The sequence below is a fragment of the Synechococcus sp. 60AY4M2 genome, assembly GCF_002760375.1.
Lineage (GTDB): Bacteria > Cyanobacteriota > Cyanobacteriia > Thermostichales > Thermostichaceae > Thermostichus.
The window spans coordinates 2,366,899-2,387,977 of the sequence record NZ_AUMZ01000001.1; the positions used below are offsets into that span (position 1 = coordinate 2,366,899).

Sequence of the window (21,079 nt, forward strand, 5' to 3'; positions counted from 1 at the left end):
GACATTCTGACAGCAGTGGCGGTCAAACGCGGCAAACAGGTGTTGAGAGTAGAACCCCGTGGTACGTCCCAAAATTGTTGTGTTTGTGAGGAGCATGTCCCCAAGACCTTGTCGGAACGGGTGCATGATTGCCTTCGTTGCGGGTCGTGGGACAGAGACTTGAACGCTGCTATCGAGATTTTGAAGCGTGGACTCAGGTCCCCCCGTATACGGGGGGATATAGGGGGGCGGTGGGACTGCCGCTCTCTGGCTGTGGAGGATCCTGGTTTACCAGTCCGTTGAAGCAGCAACTCCGGGAAGTGATTCTCGGAAGCTCCCGTCTACGGCCCGTCAGGGCTTAGCGGGAGAGGATGTCACTTGGATACGCTCTATGCCTGCGTTAAGCTGCTGGAATACTCTCTTCAGCCGGGGGCCCGTTCGAGTTGCGGATCCCCTTGGTAGCCCCTTAACTCTTGCGGACTATGCTTGAAAACGCCATTGTGCTCATCACCGGCGCCAGCAGCGGCATCGGGGCAGCCTGTGCCACGCTTTTTGCCCGTTCTGGAGCCAAGCTGATCCTGGTGGCCCGCCGTCAGGAGCGGCTACAGGAGCTGGCCGCGGAGTTGCAGCAGGCTTACGGTGCTTCCTCATACTTGCTGACTTTGGATGTGCGAGATAGGGCAGCCGTGCAGCAGGCGTTCCAGTCTTTGCCGCCGGCCTGGGCTGAAATCGACATTTTGATCAACAACGCCGGCCTCAGTCGCGGCTTGGACAAGCTCCACAGCGGGGCTGTGCAAGATTGGGAGGAGATGATCGATACCAACCTCAAGGGCTTGCTGTATGTTACCCGCGCCGTCTTGCCCGGCATGGTGGAGCGGGGCCGGGGCCATGTGGTCAACATCGGCTCCATTGCCGGTCGCCAGACCTACCCCGGCGGCGCCGTCTATTGCGCTTCCAAGGCCGCCGTGCGGGCCATCTCCGAGGGACTGAAGCTGGATCTGCTGGGCACCTCCATTCGCGTCACCGAGATCCAGCCCGGCTTGGTGGAAACCGAGTTCAGCCAAGTGCGCTTCCGCGGCGATCGCGAGCGGGCGGCAGCCGTCTACCGGGGCCTCACCCCCCTGACGGCGATGGATGTGGCCGAGGTGGTGCTGTTTGCCGTTACCCGTCCCCCCCACGTCAACCTGAGCGAAGTCTTGCTGCTGCCCACCGACCAGGCCAGCACGACGATGGTGCATCGTCGCTAGGGATGTGATGCCGTATCCGTCGTTGTTGGGTATTCACTCCCCCATGCCTGGGCGACAATGGCGGCAAAGGGGGTGGGCCCATGGGACTGGAAAGCGGGATCCTCATTGGGTTGGGCATCGGCCTACTCGGCACGCTGATTTTGCTCTGGCAGAGCCGGCGCCGCTTCGGCCGCCAATTGCAACAGTTGGGATCCCTGATGCACCTGGCCCTGCCTCTCAGCTCGCCTGAACAGATGCTCAGCCGGCTCAGCCACCACCTTCGCCAACAAGAACTGGAGTGGGCCCGCCAAAAACGATACCTACAGGACTGGCGGTATCTCAGCCACCACCTGCCCTGGGGATATCTGCGGGTAGACGAGAACAACGTGGTCTGGGAGTGTAACCCTGCCGCCCAGCGTCTGCTGCGCATCAGCCAGTGGCAGCCAGGCATCAAGCTCCTGCTGGAGTGGGTGCGCTCCTACGAGTTGGATCAGCTTATCGAAGCCACCCGCCGCCAGGAAGCTACCGCTCCCATCCAGAGCCGCGAGTGGATCTTCTACCCTTCCGGGGGCGAGGACAAACCGGTGCCGCTGCGGGCTTGGGGGCTGCCCCTGCCCCAGGCCCACGTGGCCATCTTCTTGGAAGACCGCCTAGAGGCAACTCTGCTGGCCCAACAACGGGATCGCTGGGCCTCGGATGTGGCCCACGAGCTGAAGACCCCCCTCACCTCGATTCGCCTGCTAGCGGAAACCCTGCACAGCCGCGTCGATGCCGCGCAAGCAGTTTGGGTGGAACGATTGCTGAACGAGACGCTGCGCCTCAGCCAGTTGGTGCAAGACTTGCTGGAACTGAGCGCCCTCAACCTGGGGGCCGCATCGCGATCCCAATGGCGCTGGGTGGATCTGGCAAGCTTGGTGCGCGAAGCCTGGCAGAGCCTGGAACCGCTGGCCAAGCCCCGCCAGCAGGAACTGGATCTAAGCGGCCCCTCCCAGCTCTATCTCTGGGGAGATGAACAGCGCCTCTACCGCCTCGTCCTTAACCTCTTGGACAACGCCATCAAATATGGCGGAACCGACTCCCCCATTCACGTGGCCCTGTCGGAACAGGAATCGCAAGTGCGGCTGGAGGTGTACGACCATGGCCCTGGCCTGCCGGAGGATCAATTTGAGCTGGTCTTTCAACCCTTTTACCGCACCGACGCGGCGCGGGCCCGCAGCAAAGGCGGCACCGGCCTGGGGCTGGCGATCGTGCGGCAAATCGTGGAACTACACGGGGGTACAATCCGTCTGCGCAATCACCCGCAAGCAGGTGGGCTGTGGGTGCAGGTGGAGCTGCCCCGGAAACACGCCGATGCCCTGTGAAAGCTGCCCAGAAGCGCTCCCATCAACATCACCAAGCCCTTCGACCTGAGAACTGCCCCAGATTTTCCTCCGGCGGGGCTATCCATGTTGGAGGGGATCCCCTAGAATTGGTCTAGGTAATCCTTACAGTTTGTACACTGGGCATTCGGAATGGGCGCAGACTATCATTCCGCTGATTTGTTGTCGGAGCGTGAGCTGCAGGTTCTCGAGTTAATCGCAGCGGGCCTGACCAATCAGGACATTGCAGAGCGCTTAGAGATTAGCAAGCGCACTGTTGACAATCACATCAGCAATATTCTGAGCAAGACGCGAACGTCAAATCGCGTCGCTTTGGTGCGCTGGGCCTTGCAATGGGGAAAAGTTTGCCTAGATCAGGTCAATTGCTGTACGTTGGCCAACGACAAAATTGCTTAGCCACATCTCGGAGACTCTCTCTGCCCCCTCTTTGTTTTGGCAGGCAATTAAATGCAGAGCAGGGCTTTTTTACCTCAAAAGTAGCGAGACATTCGCAAGATGTCATTGGCCGTTGTGGTGAAGCTGTTTGTTACCTGGATCCCTAGTTTCTCCTTTCCTTGCCTATCGTGAGCCTTGCTGAGTTGAAACGCTACGCTGTTCGTTATGATTCCATGCCCCTGATGGTTTATCGAGAGGTGGCTGCCCATCTGGCCTGCATTCCAGGGGTGGAAGCAGAGCTGGAATGCAGAAAAGACTCCATCTTTCGCTACTCCGATAGCCAAATCGAGGCGCTGCAAATTCGCCAAGAGGCCGACGCTGACCCAGAGCAAGTTCAGCGCGTTCTTGACCACTACGGGACATGGCAGTACAGCCCGTTACAGGACTAGCCCTCCTGCATTGCCGAAGAGGGATTACCGGAAGGCCAGACCTTTGGGTTGTTTGGTGAGCACTACCACCTCCCCGCAGGGCGATACCGACCCACCTCCCAACTGGAACCGATAACTGGGCAGCCGCTCCAAACCAAGTCGAGACAGACCTTGAGCGCTCTGCGCCGCTAACGAGCTCGCGCTAGCGCATACAGGCCCCTCACCCTTAACCCCTCTCCCAAAAAAGGGAGAGGGATCCGCCGAGCAGCACAACGAACTGTCTTAGCAGGAATTGCCCGTACGACGGGGGTAACTCTGTCGATGGTTCTAGAAGCTCTGAGGCAGAGACTGTTTAGCGAGTTGGCTGACTTTGAGCAGGCAAGTGCAACTTACGAGCCAAAGCCAGTCTTGCCAACACCCAAATGACCCAGTAGGTCATGTCAATTTCCCACCAGCGCAAACCTGCTTTCACGCACTTCGGGTCGGCGTGATGGTTGTTGTGCCAGCCTTCACCGTAGGTGAGGAGAGCCGCCCACCAAAGGTTACGGGCATTGTCGTCGCTCTCGAAAGTCCGGTAGCCCCAGAAGTGGCTGGCAGAGTTGATCAACCAGGTGCAGTGCAGCAGCAGCACTGTCCGCACGAAGATGCCGTAGATAACGAACGGCCAACCGCCGAGCAGGTAAAGCACTCCAGCCAGCGGCAGTTGCAGCAGCAGCCCATACTTGTCTAGCCAGCGATAAAAAGGATCCCGAGCCAAATCCGGCGCAAAGGCAGAATACTTCTCACGGTTAAAAAACTCTTCCCGTTGGTAAATGAGCCAGAGCATGTGGCTCCACCAAAAGCCCTTGCGAGCAGAGTAGGGATCCCGCTCTTCGTCTTCAGTAAAAGCGTGATGCTGACGATGGCCGGCCACCCAAAAGATCGGCCCCCCCTGGATGGCGAGAGCACCGAAGGTAGCAAAGACATATTCCAGCCACTTGGGCACTTGGAAGCTGCGATGGCTAAGCAGACGATGATACCCCAGGCAGATGCCCAAGCTGCCGAAGCACCAGTGAAGCAATAGGGCCACCCCCAAGGCTGGCCAGGAAAAGCAAACGATGCCGCCCACTAAAGCGAGGGCGTGAAAAACAACGAAAAAAAGAACAAATTCCCAGGCAAACCGAAAAGACTTTTGGGGCTCAGGCTGAGCTAGCGAAGCAAAACGGTTGGGATTGTCCAGCGATTGGGTGGGAAGGGAAACGGCCATGAACCAGCAAAACCTCAGAAAAGGAGTAAGGGCAGCGCAGGATCAAATACCTCCTCGCAAAGTTGCTTCTCATGCATAGGCCACCGCATCCCTGGCTTAGCTTACAACGAGCTCATGTCCCTGAAAGGCAAGCCGGGATCCCCAAAGGCCTGGCCAAGCAAGCTTCAGCAGTGAGAGCCGCTATGAGAGAGCAGAAAGGCAGCAGGTTTGATCTCGCCTGAGGCTAAGCTTAACGATATTTCACCTCAAATGCAAGTGCTGCTTGCAGATTGCCACTACCTTGAGCGCCTTCTCTTGACTCCTTACCCCATCACCTACCATGGCACGTCCTTCTTCCCGGCAAAGGCTGCTGAACGCGGCTCGAGACCTCTTCGTCCGCCAGGGCATCACTCAGACCACCACCCGTCAAATTGCAGACTTGGCCGGCGTTCATGAAGTAACCCTGTTTCGTCACTTTGGCAGCAAGCAGGGGCTGCTCCTGGCTGTATTTGCTGAGCTGGGAGTTTTCTCCGGTATTGCCGACTTACCCCTCCCAGCAGACCCCACTACCTTCCGGGGCTCTGAGCTACAAGCCATTCTCCTCCGCTATGTCCAAACCTGCTTCCAAGCTCTAGCTAATAACCCTGAGCTGGTGCGCTCGTTGGTGGGAGAAGCAGGCTTCTACTCCGAGGAGCATCGCCGCGCCTTGAGAGCAGGCTTCCTGCAGGCCCAAGAGCAGCTAGCCCACTACCTCCAGCAGCTCCCTAGCCCGGAGCTACAAGCCGTCGACTCTGGGTGCCTTCACGCAGCTGCTGGAGTTCTCCATCTGATGATTTTGGGGACGGCTGTATTAGCCGTTACCGCTGGCTTGCCTGCTGGCGACGGCGACCAGCCCTCCTCCGACCCAGCGGACAAGGGCACTTATGACAACAACAGCAGCACTCCCCCTCTCCTCTACGCCTGCGTAAAGCTGTGGATGGCAGCCTTGAGGGGCATGAAGGAAACCTAGTGCAAAAGACTCTCTCGGGGTTGGAAGGAGGCAATCCCAAAAAAAGAAGAAGAGATGAGGAGGTTGTAAGCCGGGTTCTGTAGTGGGGTGCTCCAAGGAGCAGCCCGCACTGGCGGTCATCTCTCTGGGAGTGATGTTGCCATCACCCTCTAGCGGCTCACCACCACCGAGACCACCCTCCCCCAACCGCTTGGCTGAGTACCGTGACCTCGGTGCAGCCGACAGGGGCGAAGAACAGCCATAGTCCTGCGGCTGCGGCCTTGCTTTCCACCGGGGTTTACCGAGCCAGCGCCTCACGACGCTGCTGGTGGGCTCTTACCCCACCTTTGCACCCTTACCTGTGCTGGGATCCCAGCCATCGGCGGTATGTTTCTGTGGCACTATCCTCGCGGTTTCCCGCACTGGGCTTTCCCCAGCGGTGTGTTCTTCTGAAAGCCCGGACTTTCCTCATCCTGCTGCCTGGTGGCGGCAGCGAGGACGCGACCGCCTGCCCCTCCTATCTCTTCATTTCAATCCTAGCGCATCCCCCCAGCGCAGAAAATCTCTCTGCGCCTAGGCTCCGCGTTGCTGGCCAGCCGGCCTGCAAAGCTGACCCCGCTGTTCCTGCTCCGCAGGGACTCCATCCCCCTAGGTCTACGTTCCTGGTCGAGGAAAGCGCTGCATCAGCTCTTGGACAGCCTCGGCATGGTAGGAGCTGCGGGTAAGCGGGGAGGACACCACCTGCAAAAAGCCCAACTCTTCCCCCACCTGTCGCCAGTGGTCAAACTCCTCTGGGGGCACGTAGCGCTCCACCGGCAGGTGTTTGGGGCTGGGAGGAAGGTATTGGCCAAGAGTGAGGATGTCGCAGCCTACCCGGCGTAGATCTTGCATTATCTGCAAAATCTCCTCGGCGGTCTCTCCCAAGCCCAGCATCACCCCCGACTTGGTGTAGAGGCCGGGATCCCATTGCCGCGCCAGTTCCAAAAGCCGCAGGGAACGCTCGTAGTTCCCCTGGGGGCGCACTCGCCGGTAGAGGCGGGGCACGGTTTCCGTGTTGTGGTTGAGCACCGTCGGGCGGGCGGCGAGAATTTGCTCCAAGGCCTGCCAGTTGCCGCACAGATCTGGGATCAAGACCTCGATGGTTGTCTGGGGCATGCGGCAGCGGATTTCGGTAATGCAAGCAACAAACTGGCTGGCTCCCCCATCGGGGAGGTCGTCCCGATTCACCGAGGTAATCACCGCATGGCGTAGCCCTAGCCGTTGCACCGCTGTGGCCACCCGCAGCGGCTCAGTGGGATCCAAAGGCGGAGGCCGTTTGGTGAAGTCGATATCGCAGTAGGGGCAGGCGCGGGTACAGGCCGGGCCCATGATTAAAAAGGTGGCGGTGCCGTTGGCAAAGCACTCCCCTAGGTTGGGACAGGAAGCCTCCTCGCAAACGGTATTCAGGCCCAAGTCCCGCAGCAGTTGCTGGACGGATCCGGCCCGCTGGGGGGCTTTGGCCCGCAGCCAGGGAGGTTTGCCGCTAGGCGAAGAAACAGCGCTCAATGAAACCCTCCAACCAGAAATGGCGGCAAGCGTATCTCTCAGCTTAGCCTGTCATTATTGCCCAGCCGAGACCGGGCTCGGTGGCCAAAGCCCGAAAAAGGATAGCTCAGTAGCCCCGCCCTTAAAGGCGAAGCAAACTTTAGCTGCTCGCCAATGGTATAGTTGTCACCGAGGCGTACCGTTCTCAGGCGAGCCCCTAGTCACGGTGAAAAACCCAACCGGTGGCAAGCGTCCGGGAAATGCCAACGTCTCAGCCAACCTGCCCAGACAAGCCAGCAGAACCTTGGGGCCTTGCCTCAAGGAACTGTCTAGAGGCATCTTGACAGCGCCTTGACGAGAATCCCCCGCCTTTAGGCGGTGGGCGTGTCAAGGCATACTGGAAAGCGAATGTCGAGCGATAGGGATCCCCACATGGTTGTTGCTGCTCCTCCCTCTCTGGAACAACTTGCCATCAACACGATTCGTTTTTTGGCGGTGGATGCTGTTCAGAAAGCCAACTCGGGTCACCCCGGCCTGCCAATGGGGGCAGCACCCATGGCCTATGTGCTTTGGCAGCAGTTCCTGAAGTTCAATCCCCGCAACCCCAAATGGGTGGATCGGGATCGCTTTGTCCTCTCGGCAGGCCACGGCTGCATGCTGCAGTATGCTCTGCTGCACCTGACCGGCTTTGATGTGAGCCTAGAGGACATCAAGCAGTTTCGCCAGTGGGGATCCAAAACCCCCGGCCACCCGGAAAACTTTGAAACCCCCGGTGTGGAGGTAACCACCGGACCGCTGGGGCAGGGGGTGGGCAACGCCGTTGGGCTGGCCATTGCCGAGGCCCACTTGGCCGCCCGTTTCAACAAGCCCGGTCACACCATTGTGGATCACTACACTTATGTGATCTTGGGCGACGGCTGCAACATGGAGGGGGTGGCCTCGGAAGCGGCCTCGCTGGCCGGCCACCTCAAGCTGGGCAAGCTGATCATGCTCTACGACAGCAACCACATCTCCATCGACGGCAGCACGGAAATTGCCTTTACCGAAGATGTGGGCAAGCGCTACGAGGCCTACGGGTGGCATGTGCAAAAAGTGGAAGATGGCAACCACGACCTGAAGGGAATTGCCGCCGCTATCCAGAAAGCTAAAGAAGTTACCGACAAGCCTTCCTTGATCATTGTCGAGACCACCATCGGCTACGGATCCCCCAACAAAGCCGGCACGGAGAGCGTCCACGGGGCGCCGCTGGGGCCAGAGGAGGTGAAACTCACCAAACAAAGTCTGGGCTGGCCGCTGGAGCCGGAGTTCTACATTCCCGACGAGGTGCTGGCCCACTTCCGCCAGGCCATCGATAAGGGGGCCAAGGCCGAGGCGGAGTGGAACGAGCGCTTTGCCGCCTACGAGAAGGCCTACCCGGAAGAGGCCGCCGAATTCAAGCGCATCATGGCCGGGGAGCTGCCCGCAGGCTGGAAAGAAGCGTTGGCTCCCATTGCCGAAACCGGCAAAGAATCCACCCGCAACCTCTCCAAGTTTTGTCTCAATGCTTTGGCCAAGGCGGTGCCAGAGCTGCTGGGCGGATCCGCCGATCTGGCCCACTCCAACATGACCTATTTAAAGGGGATCCCGGAGTTCCAGGCCGGCTCCTATCATGGGCGCAACTTCCGCTTTGGCGTACGGGAACACGGTATGGGGGCGATTGCCAACGGCATAGCCCTGCACGGCGGCCTCATTCCCTACGACGCCACCTTCTTGGTCTTCAGCGACTACATGCGGCCGGCCATTCGCCTGTCGGCCCTCTCGCGGGCGCGGGTGCTCCATATTATGACCCACGACTCCATTGCCCTGGGAGAAGACGGCCCCACCCACCAGCCCATTGAGACGCTGGCTTCCCTGCGGGCCATCCCCAACCTCTACGTCATCCGCCCCGCTGATGCCCGCGAGACGGTGGGAGCCTACCAAGTAGCCCTTGAGTCCACCTCCACCCCTTCGGTGCTGGTGTTTACCCGGCAGGCGGTTAACCCCGTGGAAGGCACCTCCATTGAGGGGGTGGCCAAGGGGGCCTATGTAGTGGTGGATACTCCCAACCCAGAACTGATCCTAATCGCCACCGGCTCAGAGCTGGAGCTGGCGGTGAAGGCCGCTGCCCAACTGCAGCAGGAAGGCCGGGCGGTACGGGTGGTCTCCATGCCCTGCATGGAGCTATTTGAGGCCCAGCCCCAGAGCTACCGCGACGAGGTCTTGCCCCCCAAGGTCACCAAGCGCGTCTCCGTCGAGGCGGGATCCACCTTTGGCTGGCACAAGTACCTGGGCTTTGAGGGGGTGGCCATCGGCATCGACCGCTTCGGCGCTTCTGCCCCCGGCCCCGTGTGCATGGAGAAGTTCGGCTTCACGGTGGAGAATGTGCTCAATACCGCGCGCCGTCTCCTAAGCTAAGGTTTCTGCTCCTCCGGCCTAAACCCAGCAGGGATCCCTTCTCTGCTGGGTCTTTTTTGCTGCCCAATGGTGGCACAACTTGACAAGACTTAGCGAAGGCTGACAACTTGTTCAGCAGGACTTGCAAAACATTGCAGTTGTTTCAAACAAGGTTAAGACCCTTGCCCCCTCCCCCCCACCTCCTTTCCCCTTGTGGGAGAGGGGAGCGAGAAAGTTGTTTCATAGTTTCATAACTTTGTTTAAAACGACCCCAGATCCGCTTTCCTCTGGAAAGCTAACCCTTTCCACCCCCGCCTTGAAAGGAAAACGTTGGCTTCTGGCGACATGCTGATGTTCCTGGAGCAACTGAGGATCTGACAGCTCGGCCTACTGCAGGAAGCCCGCCAGCAAAATCACCGCTCCCCCCACGACGGCCAAAATCGTCAGTACCCGGCCTGCGTTGGCACTGCCCTTCCAGGAGTAGTTTTTCTCCGGTTTTTCCAGTTTTTCTGGCATAGCCATGCCTCTTTATGCCCCGTTAACTCTAATTTAACCTTCTCCCCCGGAATTTCTGCCGTGCGGTGCTGCGGTAGCTGGAAGGGGAGCTTGCTGAGGCGTACCCTTGAAAAAACAGCGACCACCTGGCCCGGCCAGCCCTTTTTGGGAACAATACAAGCAGGCAAGGAAGGGGATCCCAATTTCAAGGCGCATTCTGAGGCAGAGGCATGAGGTACGCGAAAGGAAGCAAAAGACTCGGCTTGATCATGGTCGCTTTGTCAGCCTGGGTGGGTGGACACCGTGCTGTCGCTCAGCCTGCCTTTCGGACAGTGCCGCTGCCTCGCCTGCCGGTGGGTGTGGATCAATTGGTCTTCGATCGCCCGGTGGCCCGCTTCAACCCCAACCTGCCTGCTGAGCTGGTGATCCACAATCGCACCGGCCTGCCTCTGGAATACGGCTTTACCGATCCGCGCCAGAAGGTGTCGGAACTTCCGCCGGGAGAAACGCTGCGTCTGAGCAACCTGCCGATCCCCAACTGCATGGCCATCAACACGCCGATGTTGTCCCCAGTGGGCTACCGGGTGAGCGTGGATCCCTTGAATGTAATCACCGTAGAGGTGCGCCTGGTCAACGATGTCTCCGGCGACCATTGTCTCGATTTACAAGAGACAGGCGCTATTTTCGTGAATTGATGCCAGCTTGAACGGGCAAAAGATAGCCTTTGGGATCCCGACCGGGTTCTAAACTTTGCGAAGATGAACGCCGCATCCCCCTATATCCCCCCGTACACGGGGGGACTGGGGGGCGGGGGGATCCGGGAACGTAGCCACCGACCGCCGCGCAGCAAAACCGAGCGTCGGCGGTCCAATAGTTGGGCGTTCTATCAACTGAGGCAGTTTGTGCACTACAAGGCAGCGAGAGCAGGGATCCAGGTTGTGGTGGTGCCACCTGCCTACAGCTCGCAGACCTGCCACCAGTGTTTTTGGATTGAGCAACGGGAAGGGAAGCATTTTCGTTGTGTGAACCCGCTCTGTGGTTGGGAAGGGGATGCAGATTTTAACGGTGCCAACGGGATTGCACTTTTGGGGGTTGCTGTAAACCAGCCCCCCTACATCCCCCCGCATGCGGGGGGACAAGAGGGGGGCCCGTGGTTGGCTTGCCAACTGCAGGGCTACCAAAAGCCCGCTTCGTACCCCCCTCAATCCCCCCGCCCCCCTGCCCCCGTATACGGGGGTTGGGGGCTGGAAGGGGGGCGGTCGGAGCCGGGTAGTTTACATGGCAGTCAACCTTACTCGAATCTGACGTTGGAGCTGGGTCTGTTGGAGAGCCAACCCGAGGTTTAGGCGTATCGACAGCAATCGACCCCTATGACAGGATGCAAACAGGATGTCCAGGTCGATGTTCTTGTAGACTTTGCTCTGCCTTTGAGCTACTCGCCTGTAACCTAAGTGAAGTGTCCTTTACTTTTACTTTTTTTGGATGGTCTCATGAGCGATAACTTGTATTCTTGGTTTCCCCGTGCCTTGGTGATGGGCGCTGCGGTGGTGGGGTTGTCGGGCCTGCCGGCAAGGGCTCAACAAATTACGGATCCCAGCCCGGCTCAAGCGGCCACCAATGTGGAGCCCACCTCGCCAATCTCGGCTTCTTTTCGCAGCCAAGATGGGGTCAGCGTGCGTCCGGAGACGGTGCGGGTTTTTGTGGATGGCAAAGATGTTACTGCCGAGTCGGTGATTACCCGGGATTTCTTCACCTACCGTCCCTCGCAGCCGCTACCGCCGGGACGGCGGGAAGTCCTGCTGGAGTTCACCAATACCCAGGGGGTGACCCGCCGCGTGACCTGGAGCTTCACCGTGGGTAACCCCGTCCGCGCCTCTATCGACCTGGTGGATCACAACGCCGGCAATCGCCCCTTGGCGGCGGGCGAGATCCTGCTGGTAACCGTCAAAGGCACTCCTTCCAGCCGGGTAACCGTTTACCTTGTCCAGGACGGGCGGCAGGTGCAAACCCTGCCGGCTCAGGAAGTTTCCAGCGGCACCTATGTGGTCAACGCCCTGATCGAGCCAAAAGATGCCACCCGCGAAGGGATCGTCATCGCTCGCCTGGAAAACGGCGGCCAGGTGCGCTTTATGACCGCAGAACAGCCCGCCCGCCTGATCGAGGGGGCCGCCGGTGGTATCCAGCGGCTCGCCACCCAAGAGGTTGCCGCGACGATCAGCCTCTCCAGCCTGCTGCCCCAGATCACCAACCTGCGCGATGGGGATCGGGTTTCCGGCTCTTCCTTTACGCTGCAGGGCACGACGGCTCCCAACGCTTCGGTGCGGGTGAATGTAACGGCTTCGACCTCGCTGGGGGGCATCATCAGCGCCCAACAGACGGTGACCAACCAAACTGTGCAAGCCGATGCCCAGGGCCGCTTCACCGTTACGGTGCGGCCGCCCATTCCGGCCTCCGGCACGGTGTATCAGATCAATCTCACGGCCACTTCCGGCAACCAAACCAGCCCGACGGTAACCTTGCGCCTCACCCAGCAGTAGCCTGTCCCCTTGGCTGGACTGAGAGTGTCGCCCTGCCGGCCTGGCAGTGGCGCCCAAGCTCCCCTCTCCCAGAGGGAGAGGGGCTGGGGGTGAGGGTCAATGGAAAGGCGGCTGAGAGATTTTTGGATTCTCAGAGTTTGCAGTTGGCGGGGATCCCTGGCGGTCTTGAGCGCGGGTTGGGGAGAGAGAAGACCGCTGTTGCCAGCGCCACAGGATCCCGGCCATGACCAGGGCGGGCGAGACGATCATGGCCAGGATCACCGGCAGGGTCTCCGGCAAGGCCAAGTAGGGGCCGCCATATTTGATGGCCGCGCTGATCCCGGCAGCGGCCACCATCAATTGCAGGGCAAACCAGAGGGTTTTGGGTTTCATGGTTGGCTGGGATCCCCTACCATGGCCGTGAGGATGCCGGCAACGCTCTCCAGATCTTCCGGTACTCGGTACAAAGTCAAGTCTTGTCGGATTGTCCGCGGATCCCCAAGGATCTGCCCGAACTGCCAGATAGATCCAATGGTAACAGCGCCGTAGATCTGCGCTTGCGGCTCCACCTGGGCCAGGGCGATCATCTCCACCGCCATTTGGACAAAAGCCCGCGTCAGATCGTCCTTTTTGGCTTCAACCACCAGCAGGATGTTCTTGCCCCGCAAGAGATAATCAAGGCTGCCCTTGAGCCAATTGTTGACCATCAGGGGATATTCCAGCCGCAAAGGAACTCGACAGTGAAGAGCCACTTCCGTCAGCACAGGGGCCACCAGCAGCTCTCGGCGGGCTGTCTCGCTGGTGAGGCTGACCAAAGGCAACAATTGTCGGATCCGGTTTTTCAGAGCTGGGGTTTGGGGTGGGGCAGGGGCAACGGGCCATGTCCACTCTCCTATCTCCAGACGGTAGCTAAACTGAGCCAGGATTTCCTCTGGCTCGTAGGGCATCTCAAAATAAGAGCGAAAAGTATAGGATTCGTCTTCCTTGAGAAGAGAGAGGTTCAGCATTGGTTACGACAAAAGCCCTGCTCAATCTGGCACAGCCAGAGCGGCAGCAATCCGCTCTTTGAGGGTAGCCACCACTTCCTCAATGGGAATTTCTACCGCTTGGCCGGTGGCCCGCTCGGCCAATTCCACCTTGCCTTGCTTAAGGCTGCGCCCGGTGGTAAGGCGGTAAGGGATCCCGATGAGATCCGCATCTTTGAACTTGACGCCGGCCCGCTCGTCCCGGTCGTCCCAGAGGGTCTCGATGCCGGCAGCAGCCAGTTCCTGCACCAATTTTTCCGCCACCTTCGTCTGCTCTGGGTCGGAGACGTTGGGCACCACCACCACCACGTGATAAGGGGCGATCGCCACCGGCCAGATGATCCCATTGGCATCGTGGGACTGTTCCACCGCCGCCTGGGCCAGGCGCGATACCCCAATGCCGTAGCAGCCCATCCACAGGGGCTGCTCGGATCCCTGCTCGTCGGTAAAGCTGGCCCGCATCGGCAGCGAAAACTTGAGGCCCAACTGGAAAATATGGCCGATCTCAATGCCGCGGGCGGTTTCCAGAATCTGGTCGGGGTTGAGCAGACAGCGATCCCCGGCTTGCGCTTTGCGCACGTCCACCACCTCCGGCAGGGGGTACTGCTCGCCCCAGTTGGCCCCCACTACGTGCCGCCCCACCTGGTTGCTGCCGGTTACAAAGTTTTTCAGCAGGGCTGCCGTCTGGTCGGCCAGGCGCAGGATCTGAGGGGCCAGGTTTTTCTGCCGGCCCAGGCAGCTATCCGGCAGGTCGGGCGCGATGTAGCCCACGGGGATCGGATCCCCTTGCCAGCTTTTTTGGATCTCCGCATCCGCCAAGGTGAGCTTGAGCAACTTGTTGGCTTGGTAGCGCTCCGCCAGACGGTTGAGGTGGTTGGCCAGCTTCACCTCATTGACTTCTTGATCGCCGCGGATGCTCAGCAGCACCACCACCCGTAGGCCGTTGTCGTAAAGGGCTTGGTAGAGGACGTTTTTGACAATCAGAGTGGGGGAGATCTTCAAGAAATTGGCCAGCTTCTCGATGGTTTCCGTTCCCGGCGTGTCCAGAACCTGGAAGGTGGTGTAGGGGGAGTCTGCTGCTGGCGGCGGAAGGGAGACGGCCTTCTCCACATTGGCGGCATAGGAGCCATCAGGAGTGTAGAGGATCTCGTCTTCTCCGGCAGAGGCCAACACCATAAACTCCTGCGAGGCTGCCGATGGCCCCCCGATGGCGCCGGCGTCGGCCTCCACCACGCGGAACTCCAGCCCGCAGCGGCGCAGGATGCGGCCGTAGGCCCGGTACATGTCCTGGTAGGTCTGGCGCAGGCTCTCTTCGTTGGCGTGGAAGGAGTAGGCGTCTTTCATGAGGAATTCCCGCCCGCGCAGCAGGCCAAAGCGGGGTCGAATCTCGTCGCGGAACTTGGTCTGGATTTGATAGAGAATTTGCGGCAACTGGCGATAGGAGCGAATGAGATCCCGGGCCAGCAGGGTAATCACCTCTTCGTGGGTAGGGCCCAGGGCCTGCTCGCGCCCCTGTCGGTCTTTGAGGGCGAACATGATCCCTTCCGCTTGGGTGTACACGTCCCAGCGGCCCGACTCCCGCCAGATCTCGGCTGGCTGCAACTGGGGCAGCAGACACTCCTGAGCGCCGATGGCGTTCATCTCCTCCCGGACGATGTCCGAGATCTTTTGCAAAACCCGCCAGAGGAGCGGCAAATAGGTGTAGATCCCCGGGGAGAGCCGCCGGATAAAGCCGCCCCGCAGCAGCAGCTTGTGGCTGATCAGTTCTGCTTCGGCAGGATCCTCCCGCAGGGTTACAAACAACATCTGACTCAATCTCTGGCTCCGTTGCATCCCTCCCCTCCACTTAGCAACTGCTTCCGTTGTTCTGGAGCAAATCCTCCCTCCTAGATCCCCTGGACTGGGATCCCTGCGACGCTAGGCCACCCAAATTAACTAGGCAGGAGCCAGCGTCCGCCGCTTGGTAACCATCTGGTAGACCTCGATAAGGTCCCCTTCTTGCCAGGCATCGAACTTCTCGATGCCGATCCCGCACTCGAAACCGGCGGCCACCTCCCGCACGTCGTCCTTGAAGCGCTTCAGAGAATCGAGACGGCCCTGGTAGACCACCTCCCCTTTGCGGCGAACCCGCACCAGAGCGTTGCGCTGCACCTTGCCGGAGAGCACGTAGCTGCCGGCAACCGCACCGCGGCTGATGGGGATGACTTTGCGCACTTCCGCCTGGCCCAGCGGCTCCTCCACCTCCTCCGGCTCCAGCAGGCCCTCCATCGCTGCCCGCAGATCGTCCAGCAAGTTGTAGATGATGTCGTATTCGCGCACATCCACCCCCTTGTCGTCGGCAGCCTGCCGCGCGCCGGGGGCGAAGCTGGTGTTGAAACCCAGAATAATGGCGTCGCTGGCTGCTGCCAGATCCACGTCAGTCTCGGTGATCTCCCCAGGAGCTGCTAGAAGCACTCGCAAGCGCACTTCTTCTTGCGGCAGATCCTGCAGCGCCGTCTGGATGGCCTCGGCGGATCCCTGCACGTCCGTCTTGATGATCAAGTTCAACTCCTTGAGCTGGCCTTCCTGGGCCTTGGCAGAGATGCTGCCCAAACTCACCCGCCGCGACAGCAGCGCCTGTTGCAGACGGGCTTGCCGCAGGGCTTCCGCTCGCTCCTCGGCAATCCGCCGGGCTTCTTTCTCGTCGGCGTACACCTGGAACTCATCCCCCGCTGCGGGCACCTCCTCCAGGCCCAACAGTTGCACCGCCGAAGAGGGCCCCGCTTCCTGCAGCCGTTGGCCGCGGTCGTCCATCATCGCCTTGACCCGGCCCAAGACGGCGCCGGCCACCAGGGTATCGCCCACCCGCAGGGTACCGTTTTGCACCAACAGAGTAGCCACCGGGCCGCGAGCCTTGTCCAGGTGGGCTTCGATCACGGTGCCGCGGGCAGGCCGGTTGGGGTTGGCCTGCAGCTCCGCCACATCGGCCACCAACAGGATCATCTCCAGCAGCGCGTCCAGGTTGCGGCGAGTGAGGGCGCTCACCTCCACCATGGGCGTGTCGCCGCCCCACTCCTCCGGCAACAGGCCGTGCTCTGCCAACTGCTGCTTGACGCGCTCCGGCTGGCTGCCGGGCTTGTCGATCTTGTTGATGGCCACGATGATCGGCACCTGGGCTGCGCGAGCGTGGCTGAGGGCCTCCAGCGTCTGCGGCTGCACCCCGTCGTCGGCAGCCACCACCAAAACGGCAATGTCGGTGACGCGGGCGCCGCGAGCGCGCATGGCGGTAAAGGCCTGGTGGCCGGGAGTATCCAGGAAAACAATGCGCCGCTTCTGGCCTTCGAAGTCCACGTCCACGTGGTAAGCGCCGATGCGCTGGGTGATCCCGCCGGCTTCTCGCTGGGCCACATTGGTGTGGCGGATGGCATCGAGCAGAGTGGTTTTGCCGTGATCCACGTGGCCCATGATGGTCACCACCGGCGGACGTGGCACCAGATGGTCGATGTCCTCCAGATCGAGGATCTCGGTTTTCTTGGCTTTGGGCTCTGCCTCGGGCCGACGTACTTCGTAGCCCAACTCTTTGGCCACCGACTCGGCCAGCGACTCGTCCAAAACCTGGTTGATGGTCACCCTCACTCCTTTAAAGAAGAGGGTTTTGATGATCTCGGTTTCGGCTACCCGCAGGCGGCGGGCCAATTCTTGCACGGTGAGGCTGCCCTCCAGGAGCAATACCTTCTCTTCTGGCAAGGATTCTGCTGCGGCCTCAGGAGCAGTAGCTTCGGCGGAGGCCGAGGGCCGCTGGGGGCGCTCAGCAGCCGGGCGAGGGCGAGCTGCTGCCGCGGGCGGACGATAGGAGGGGGGCTTGGCGGTGGGGCGCGCCAAGGGTTTGAGCGCGTTCAGCTCCGCCTGCTTGACGCTGGAGAGGACGGTCAAGGGATCCAAATCCAGAACGTCTCCGTCTCCTTCCTCTCTTCTGCGGCTGCGTTTGCGCTTGGCCTGGGTGCGGCCGGCCCGTCGTTCGAGGGCTTGTAGTTCCTCGTCCTCTTCTTCCACCGTCTTGCGCTTGAGTTTGGGCGCAGCAGGCCGCACGGGAGCTTCGGCCAACACCGGCGTGGGGCGTTCCTCAGGGATCCCTTCTGGCAAGCGAGGGGAAGCATCCGGCTCAGGGGGAAGAGGCTTAGCCACAGGACGGGTAGGAGGCCCTACCAATTCCAGCCGCCGCTGCGGACGAGGAGCCTCGTCAGCTTTGCCGCTGTCGGAGCTCTCTTCCTTCTTGGCCACCGGCGAGCGCGGCTCGGGACGAGTGCCAGGGCGGACAGGCGCGCCCACCAATTGCGGACGCGGGCGCTGTTCAGCTTGAGGGAGAGAAACCTTTTCCTCGACAGGAGGAGAGGTACGAGCGCCGCTGGGGGAGGGCGCCTCCGCAAGGCCAGGGCGACGGGATTCAGGGGCCCGTTGCGGCGGCTCGGGCCCAGAGGCGGCTCGTCGAGGGGGGGGGAGCACTGTCGGTCGCTTGGCCGCCGGAGCAGGGCTAGGTTCGGGGCTGCCGGCTTTGGCGGCAGCCTCAGGGCGAGTAGAAGCAGCTGCCGGCTGCGGCTCCTGGGCAGCCGGGCGCGCAGGCGGATCGACTTGCCGCCGCGGCGGGCCTATCAATTCGAGGCTGCCACCGGCAGCCCCTTTTTCAGAGGAGAGCTGGTCGGGTCGCTGCGGCGAAGGCTTGGAAGAACTGGCCTCACCAGCAGCAGCTTGCTGCTGAGCAGGAGCGGGCCGGCGAATGCCGACAATGTGCTGAGGGCGCTCACTTGCTTTGGCTTCGACGGGAGGCTGCGGTTGAGAGCTCTCAGGTTGCAGCTTGGGCCGGAGCCGGGGACGAGTCGGTTTCACAACGCGAGGTTCACTCAGTTTGCTGCGCACCAACTCGGCTTGCTCTGGAGAAATGGTGCTGCTATGGCTTTTGAAAGGGATCCCCAACTGCTCACAAACCTCCAGCACCTCGCGATTGTCACATCCCATTTCGCGGGCAATCTCGTAAAGTCGGACTTTATCGGTCATTCGTCTGCTAGCCTCTGCTCCTTGCTCCTTGTCAGTTTTACAACCCAAGTTAATACGATCCAAATCGCCAGATGGGACTGAACCTGTTGGGTGTGTGGCCACTTCCTTCGGCACAGCGAGAGCATCTCGGCGATCCTCCAAGAGCGCGGACTGGAGGGAATCCAAGTCCGAAGCTACTTTGGAAACATCCGCAGGGGACATAAAGCTAGGACAACCGGGGAAGAAACCAACATCAACAGTGCTTTTTAGAATAACCTTTCTGCGGCTCATACAGGTTGGCCGCAGCCAGTCCTCATTCTGACAGTTGAGAGGGGCTGCCGTGTAGTTCGCGACTGGATGAACCTGAAAAGGTGTTTCAATATCTTAACTTGGCCAATTCTGGAGCTGCCTAGGTTTTGTCTAAAGCGCTTGCCCCCGGGGCTGATGTTTCCGGGGGGCTCTGGGCCTCAGAATCGCGCAGCAGTTGCTGCTCCAGCAGTTGCCACAGCGAGTCGGGCACTGCTGCCTTGAGGGCTCTGCTCATCTGGTGCTTACGCCGGGCCGCCCGCAGACATTCGAGGCGGCGACAGAGGTAGGCAGAACGCCCCATGCCCTGATCCAAAAGCACCTGGTGAGTGTCGTATTGCCTAACCAGCCGCCACAACTGGGAGCGGGGAAACAGTTGGCGACAGCCGACACAGCGACGTAGCGGATCTGCCCCTGCCAAAAGACGCCATCTCGCTGAAGCACGGGAACTAGTCCAGTCTACTCCAAATGGGGCAGCCGCGACCTGAGAAACTCAAAGAAACGCTCCACCAAGTAGGGATCCCGCCAGCCCTTGGTCGTTTCTTGCCGCAGGATGTCCATGGCCTCCTGGACAGTGAAGGCTCGCTTGTAGGGCCGCTCCGAGGTAAGGGCGTCGTAGATGTCGACAATCTGAAAGACGCGGGCCACCAGGGGGATTGCTTCTCCCTTGAGGCCGTCGGGATAGCCGCTGCCGTCCCAGCGCTCGTGGTGGTGGCGGATAAGGGGCAGCACATCCCTCATGGTGCGCAAGGGGCGGCAGATTTCCTCTCCAATTAGGACGTGGGATTTCATCACCTCCCACTCTTCCGGCGTGTGCTTGCCCGTTTTGCCCAAGATGGCGTCGGGTATGCCCACTTTGCCGATGTCGTGCAGGTAACCTCCCCAGGTCAGCACCTTGATCAGGGGACGGGGTAGCTGGAGAAACTCGCCAAAGCTCTTGGCCAGGGCTGCCAGCCGCTCGCAGTGATCCCCGGTGGTCGGATCCCGGCTTTCTACACTGCGGGCAATGGCAAATAAAACCTGGGCGGCATGATCCAAGTCTTCATTGAGATGCTTCTGGCGAACGAGGGAGCGCACCCGCGCCAGCAACTCGGACTCGTCAAAGGGCTTGCTCAAGAAGTCGTCTGCCCCCGCCTCAATCCCGCGCAGGCGATTTTTGCGGTCGCTGGCCGCTGCAATCAACACCACCGGGATCAGGCGTGTCTCTTCATCAGCCTTGATGCGCCGACAGACCTCGAATCCGTCCAACCCCGGCATCATCACATCCAACAGGACCAGATCCGGCTGCAAGCTTGGCAGCATCTGCAGGGCTTGCTGGCCGTTTTCCGCCTCGCTGACGCGATAACCAATGCTCTCCAACAGATCCCCCAGCAACAGGCGACTGTGGGGCTGATCGTCCACGATGAGGAGATGGCCCGCCGGCTCCTGCTCTCCAAAAGGTGCTATCTCAGGGATCCCAACCCTCACGGGCCTCTCAGCTTGGGCGGATTGCATCTTGGTAGAGACTACTCCTAGCTCACCGCTTCCACCGTAATTTCAGCTCCCAATTGCAAGCATCCGCCTTTCCACTGAACTTGCCAGGGCCTCAAGCCGCCGCCAATCCCTTAAAACACGGGTAAATAAGGGGATTTTTTCTGTCGCAATTCCCTCGCTAGGGATCCCATTCCTCGGCCACAATGGGGATAATGGAGGTAGTCTTGGCTACGTTTTTGGCACCCGTTTTGACTTTACCATGCCGTCTTTTTCCTCTGAGTCTCTGCAGGAGCAGGTGCGCCGCATCGATGACCAGCTTTCCCGCCGATCCCTGGAGCTAGACCCGGCAGGCTACTTTGTCATCTATGTGGATCGGCAGCAGCAGCTCATTTGCGCTAAGTACTACAGCACTGTGATCAACGAGCGGGGGCTGGCCACCGACCCGGAGACTGGAGCGGTGATCCCCGCGCGGGGGCCGGTCAATCGCTCCCCGCAGCGGGTGTACGTTGGCCGGACGGCCAAAGAGTTGTGCGTCCAGATTTTTGAAAAAGAAAGCGAAAAGGTCGTCTCTCAGCTCAGCCACGCCGCCTACCTGGGGCGGGAGTTTCAGAAGGCAGAGGCGGCCCTGCTCTCTGGCGAAGAGTACGTGCAGGACTAAGACCAAGCTCGCTGCAGGAGGCCAGCCTATGGCAGAATCGAGCCAGCTTGCCGTGACCAA

19 protein-coding genes, 1 other RNA gene and 1 pseudogene are annotated in these 21,079 nt (G+C 60.5%); 11 read left to right on the forward strand and 10 right to left on the reverse strand.

The features are described from left to right. The first annotated feature begins 39 nt into the window (after positions 1-39). The 5 genes from SYN60AY4M2_RS10385 (at position 40) to SYN60AY4M2_RS10405 (ending at position 3,408) form a co-directional block, all read left to right on the forward strand. Entirely contained in the window at positions 40-282 is a 243-nt protein-coding gene (locus SYN60AY4M2_RS10385) for a transposase (protein ID WP_240527892.1), read from the forward strand. 179 nt (positions 283-461) lie between these two features. After that, entirely contained in the window at positions 462-1,226 is a 765-nt protein-coding gene (locus SYN60AY4M2_RS10390; protein ID WP_011431153.1) for an SDR family oxidoreductase, read from the forward strand. Between the two features lie 80 nt (positions 1,227-1,306). Next, positions 1,307-2,566 carry a PAS domain-containing sensor histidine kinase gene (locus SYN60AY4M2_RS10395; RefSeq protein ID WP_011431152.1) on the forward strand — a complete coding sequence of 420 codons (1,260 nt, stop codon included), beginning with the start codon at positions 1,307-1,309 and terminating at the stop codon, positions 2,564-2,566. Between the two features lie 150 nt (positions 2,567-2,716). Continuing rightward, entirely contained in the window at positions 2,717-2,980 is a 264-nt protein-coding gene (locus SYN60AY4M2_RS10400) for a response regulator transcription factor (RefSeq protein ID WP_011431151.1), read from the forward strand. Between the two features lie 182 nt (positions 2,981-3,162). Then, positions 3,163-3,408, forward strand: coding sequence for a hypothetical protein (locus SYN60AY4M2_RS10405; RefSeq protein ID WP_240527823.1), 246 nt, complete (start codon positions 3,163-3,165; stop codon positions 3,406-3,408). Positions 3,409-3,739: 331 nt separating this feature from the next. Here the strand turns inward: SYN60AY4M2_RS10405 and SYN60AY4M2_RS10410 are convergent, their stop codons facing one another. Beyond that, positions 3,740-4,633, reverse strand: coding sequence for a fatty acid desaturase (locus SYN60AY4M2_RS10410; protein ID WP_099812858.1), 894 nt, complete (start codon positions 4,631-4,633; stop codon positions 3,740-3,742). A gap of 319 nt (positions 4,634-4,952) precedes the next feature. Between SYN60AY4M2_RS10410 and SYN60AY4M2_RS10415 the strand changes: the two genes are divergently transcribed. After that, a complete protein-coding gene (locus SYN60AY4M2_RS10415) occupies positions 4,953-5,621 on the forward strand; it encodes a TetR/AcrR family transcriptional regulator (protein ID WP_099812859.1) in 669 nt (222 codons plus the stop codon). Between the two features lie 49 nt (positions 5,622-5,670). Here the strand turns inward: SYN60AY4M2_RS10415 and rnpB are convergent. Further along, an RNA gene (gene rnpB, locus SYN60AY4M2_RS10420) (RNase P RNA component class A) lies at positions 5,671-6,122 on the reverse strand. Between the two features lie 132 nt (positions 6,123-6,254). Then, on the reverse strand, positions 6,255-7,145 hold the full coding sequence (gene lipA, locus SYN60AY4M2_RS10425) for a lipoyl synthase (protein ID WP_011431147.1): 891 nt from the start codon (positions 7,143-7,145) through the stop codon (positions 6,255-6,257). Positions 7,146-7,556: 411 nt separating this feature from the next. Here lipA and tkt point away from each other — a divergent pair, with 411 nt between their 5' ends. Further along, positions 7,557-9,557, forward strand: a complete 2,001-nt coding sequence (gene tkt, locus SYN60AY4M2_RS10430) for a transketolase (protein WP_099812860.1) — start codon at positions 7,557-7,559, stop codon at positions 9,555-9,557. A 366-nt stretch (positions 9,558-9,923) separates the two neighbouring features. On the opposite strand, the gene SYN60AY4M2_RS14665 is transcribed toward tkt, so the two are convergent. Further along, complete coding sequence (locus tag SYN60AY4M2_RS14665) at positions 9,924-10,058, reverse strand: hypothetical protein (protein WP_255322487.1); 135 nt, start codon at positions 10,056-10,058, stop codon at positions 9,924-9,926. Positions 10,059-10,300: 242 nt separating this feature from the next. On the opposite strand from SYN60AY4M2_RS14665, the gene SYN60AY4M2_RS10435 reads away from it, so the two are divergent. The 3 genes and pseudogenes from SYN60AY4M2_RS10435 to SYN60AY4M2_RS10445 all read left to right on the forward strand — a co-directional run bounded on the left by SYN60AY4M2_RS10435 (position 10,301) and on the right by SYN60AY4M2_RS10445 (position 12,568). Next, positions 10,301-10,726 (forward strand): hypothetical protein, encoded by a 426-nt coding sequence (locus SYN60AY4M2_RS10435; RefSeq protein ID WP_187147158.1) that lies wholly within the window; start codon positions 10,301-10,303, stop codon positions 10,724-10,726. A 117-nt stretch (positions 10,727-10,843) separates the two neighbouring features. After that, a pseudogene (locus SYN60AY4M2_RS10440) lies at positions 10,844-11,227 on the forward strand (transposase); the annotation flags it as partial. A gap of 294 nt (positions 11,228-11,521) precedes the next feature. Continuing rightward, positions 11,522-12,568 carry a hypothetical protein gene (locus SYN60AY4M2_RS10445; RefSeq protein WP_228375300.1) on the forward strand — a complete coding sequence of 349 codons (1,047 nt, stop codon included), beginning with the start codon at positions 11,522-11,524 and terminating at the stop codon, positions 12,566-12,568. Between the two features lie 96 nt (positions 12,569-12,664). Here the strand turns inward: SYN60AY4M2_RS10445 and SYN60AY4M2_RS10450 are convergent, their stop codons facing one another. From SYN60AY4M2_RS10450 to SYN60AY4M2_RS10475, 6 genes are all read right to left on the reverse strand, one after another. Next, a complete protein-coding gene (locus tag SYN60AY4M2_RS10450; RefSeq protein WP_011431141.1) occupies positions 12,665-12,940 on the reverse strand; it encodes a hypothetical protein in 276 nt (91 codons plus the stop codon). After that, positions 12,937-13,554, reverse strand: a complete 618-nt coding sequence (locus SYN60AY4M2_RS10455) for a hypothetical protein (protein ID WP_099812861.1) — start codon at positions 13,552-13,554, stop codon at positions 12,937-12,939. The genes SYN60AY4M2_RS10450 and SYN60AY4M2_RS10455 overlap by 4 nt, the downstream gene beginning before the upstream one ends. Positions 13,555-13,575: 21 nt before the next feature. Then, positions 13,576-15,405: a proline--tRNA ligase gene (locus tag SYN60AY4M2_RS10460; RefSeq protein WP_099812862.1), complete on the reverse strand. Its 1,830-nt coding sequence runs from the start codon at positions 15,403-15,405 to the stop codon at positions 13,576-13,578. A 102-nt stretch (positions 15,406-15,507) separates the two neighbouring features. Then, positions 15,508-18,603, reverse strand: a complete 3,096-nt coding sequence (gene infB, locus SYN60AY4M2_RS10465; protein WP_099812863.1) for a translation initiation factor IF-2 — start codon at positions 18,601-18,603, stop codon at positions 15,508-15,510. Positions 18,604-18,991: 388 nt separating this feature from the next. Beyond that, positions 18,992-19,309 carry a YlxR family protein gene (locus SYN60AY4M2_RS10470; protein ID WP_099812864.1) on the reverse strand — a complete coding sequence of 106 codons (318 nt, stop codon included), beginning with the start codon at positions 19,307-19,309 and terminating at the stop codon, positions 18,992-18,994. Between the two features lie 38 nt (positions 19,310-19,347). Beyond that, a complete protein-coding gene (locus SYN60AY4M2_RS10475; protein ID WP_099812865.1) occupies positions 19,348-20,382 on the reverse strand; it encodes a two-component system response regulator in 1,035 nt (344 codons plus the stop codon). A gap of 238 nt (positions 20,383-20,620) precedes the next feature. Between SYN60AY4M2_RS10475 and SYN60AY4M2_RS10480 the strand changes: the two genes are divergently transcribed. Next, a complete protein-coding gene (locus tag SYN60AY4M2_RS10480; RefSeq protein WP_099812866.1) occupies positions 20,621-21,019 on the forward strand; it encodes a DUF4346 domain-containing protein in 399 nt (132 codons plus the stop codon). Positions 21,020-21,079 lie beyond the last annotated feature (60 nt).

Bases quoted from the DNA above. Each gene is read 5' to 3' on its own strand.
- SYN60AY4M2_RS10410 (WP_099812858.1), bottom strand. From the start codon at position 4,633: ATGGCCGTTTCCCTTCCCACCCAATCGCTGGACAATCCCAACCGTTTT.
- SYN60AY4M2_RS10390 (WP_011431153.1), top strand. From the start codon at position 462: ATGCTTGAAAACGCCATTGTGCTCATCACCGGCGCCAGCAGCGGCATC.
- SYN60AY4M2_RS10455 (WP_099812861.1), bottom strand. From the start codon at position 13,554: ATGCTGAACCTCTCTCTTCTCAAGGAAGACGAATCCTATACTTTTCGC.
- infB (WP_099812863.1), bottom strand. From the start codon at position 18,603: ATGACCGATAAAGTCCGACTTTACGAGATTGCCCGCGAAATGGGATGT.
- SYN60AY4M2_RS10445 (WP_228375300.1), top strand. From the start codon at position 11,522: ATGAGCGATAACTTGTATTCTTGGTTTCCCCGTGCCTTGGTGATGGGC.
- SYN60AY4M2_RS10400 (WP_011431151.1), top strand. From the start codon at position 2,717: ATGGGCGCAGACTATCATTCCGCTGATTTGTTGTCGGAGCGTGAGCTG.
- SYN60AY4M2_RS10460 (WP_099812862.1), bottom strand. From the start codon at position 15,405: ATGCAACGGAGCCAGAGATTGAGTCAGATGTTGTTTGTAACCCTGCGG.
- SYN60AY4M2_RS10415 (WP_099812859.1), top strand. From the start codon at position 4,953: ATGGCACGTCCTTCTTCCCGGCAAAGGCTGCTGAACGCGGCTCGAGAC.
- SYN60AY4M2_RS14665 (WP_255322487.1), bottom strand. From the start codon at position 10,058: ATGGCTATGCCAGAAAAACTGGAAAAACCGGAGAAAAACTACTCCTGG.
- SYN60AY4M2_RS10435 (WP_187147158.1), top strand. From the start codon at position 10,301: ATGGTCGCTTTGTCAGCCTGGGTGGGTGGACACCGTGCTGTCGCTCAG.
- SYN60AY4M2_RS10450 (WP_011431141.1), bottom strand. From the start codon at position 12,940: ATGAAACCCAAAACCCTCTGGTTTGCCCTGCAATTGATGGTGGCCGCT.
- tkt (WP_099812860.1), top strand. From the start codon at position 7,557: ATGGTTGTTGCTGCTCCTCCCTCTCTGGAACAACTTGCCATCAACACG.
- SYN60AY4M2_RS10475 (WP_099812865.1), bottom strand. From the start codon at position 20,382: ATGCAATCCGCCCAAGCTGAGAGGCCCGTGAGGGTTGGGATCCCTGAG.
- SYN60AY4M2_RS10480 (WP_099812866.1), top strand. From the start codon at position 20,621: ATGCCGTCTTTTTCCTCTGAGTCTCTGCAGGAGCAGGTGCGCCGCATC.
- SYN60AY4M2_RS10395 (WP_011431152.1), top strand. From the start codon at position 1,307: ATGGGACTGGAAAGCGGGATCCTCATTGGGTTGGGCATCGGCCTACTC.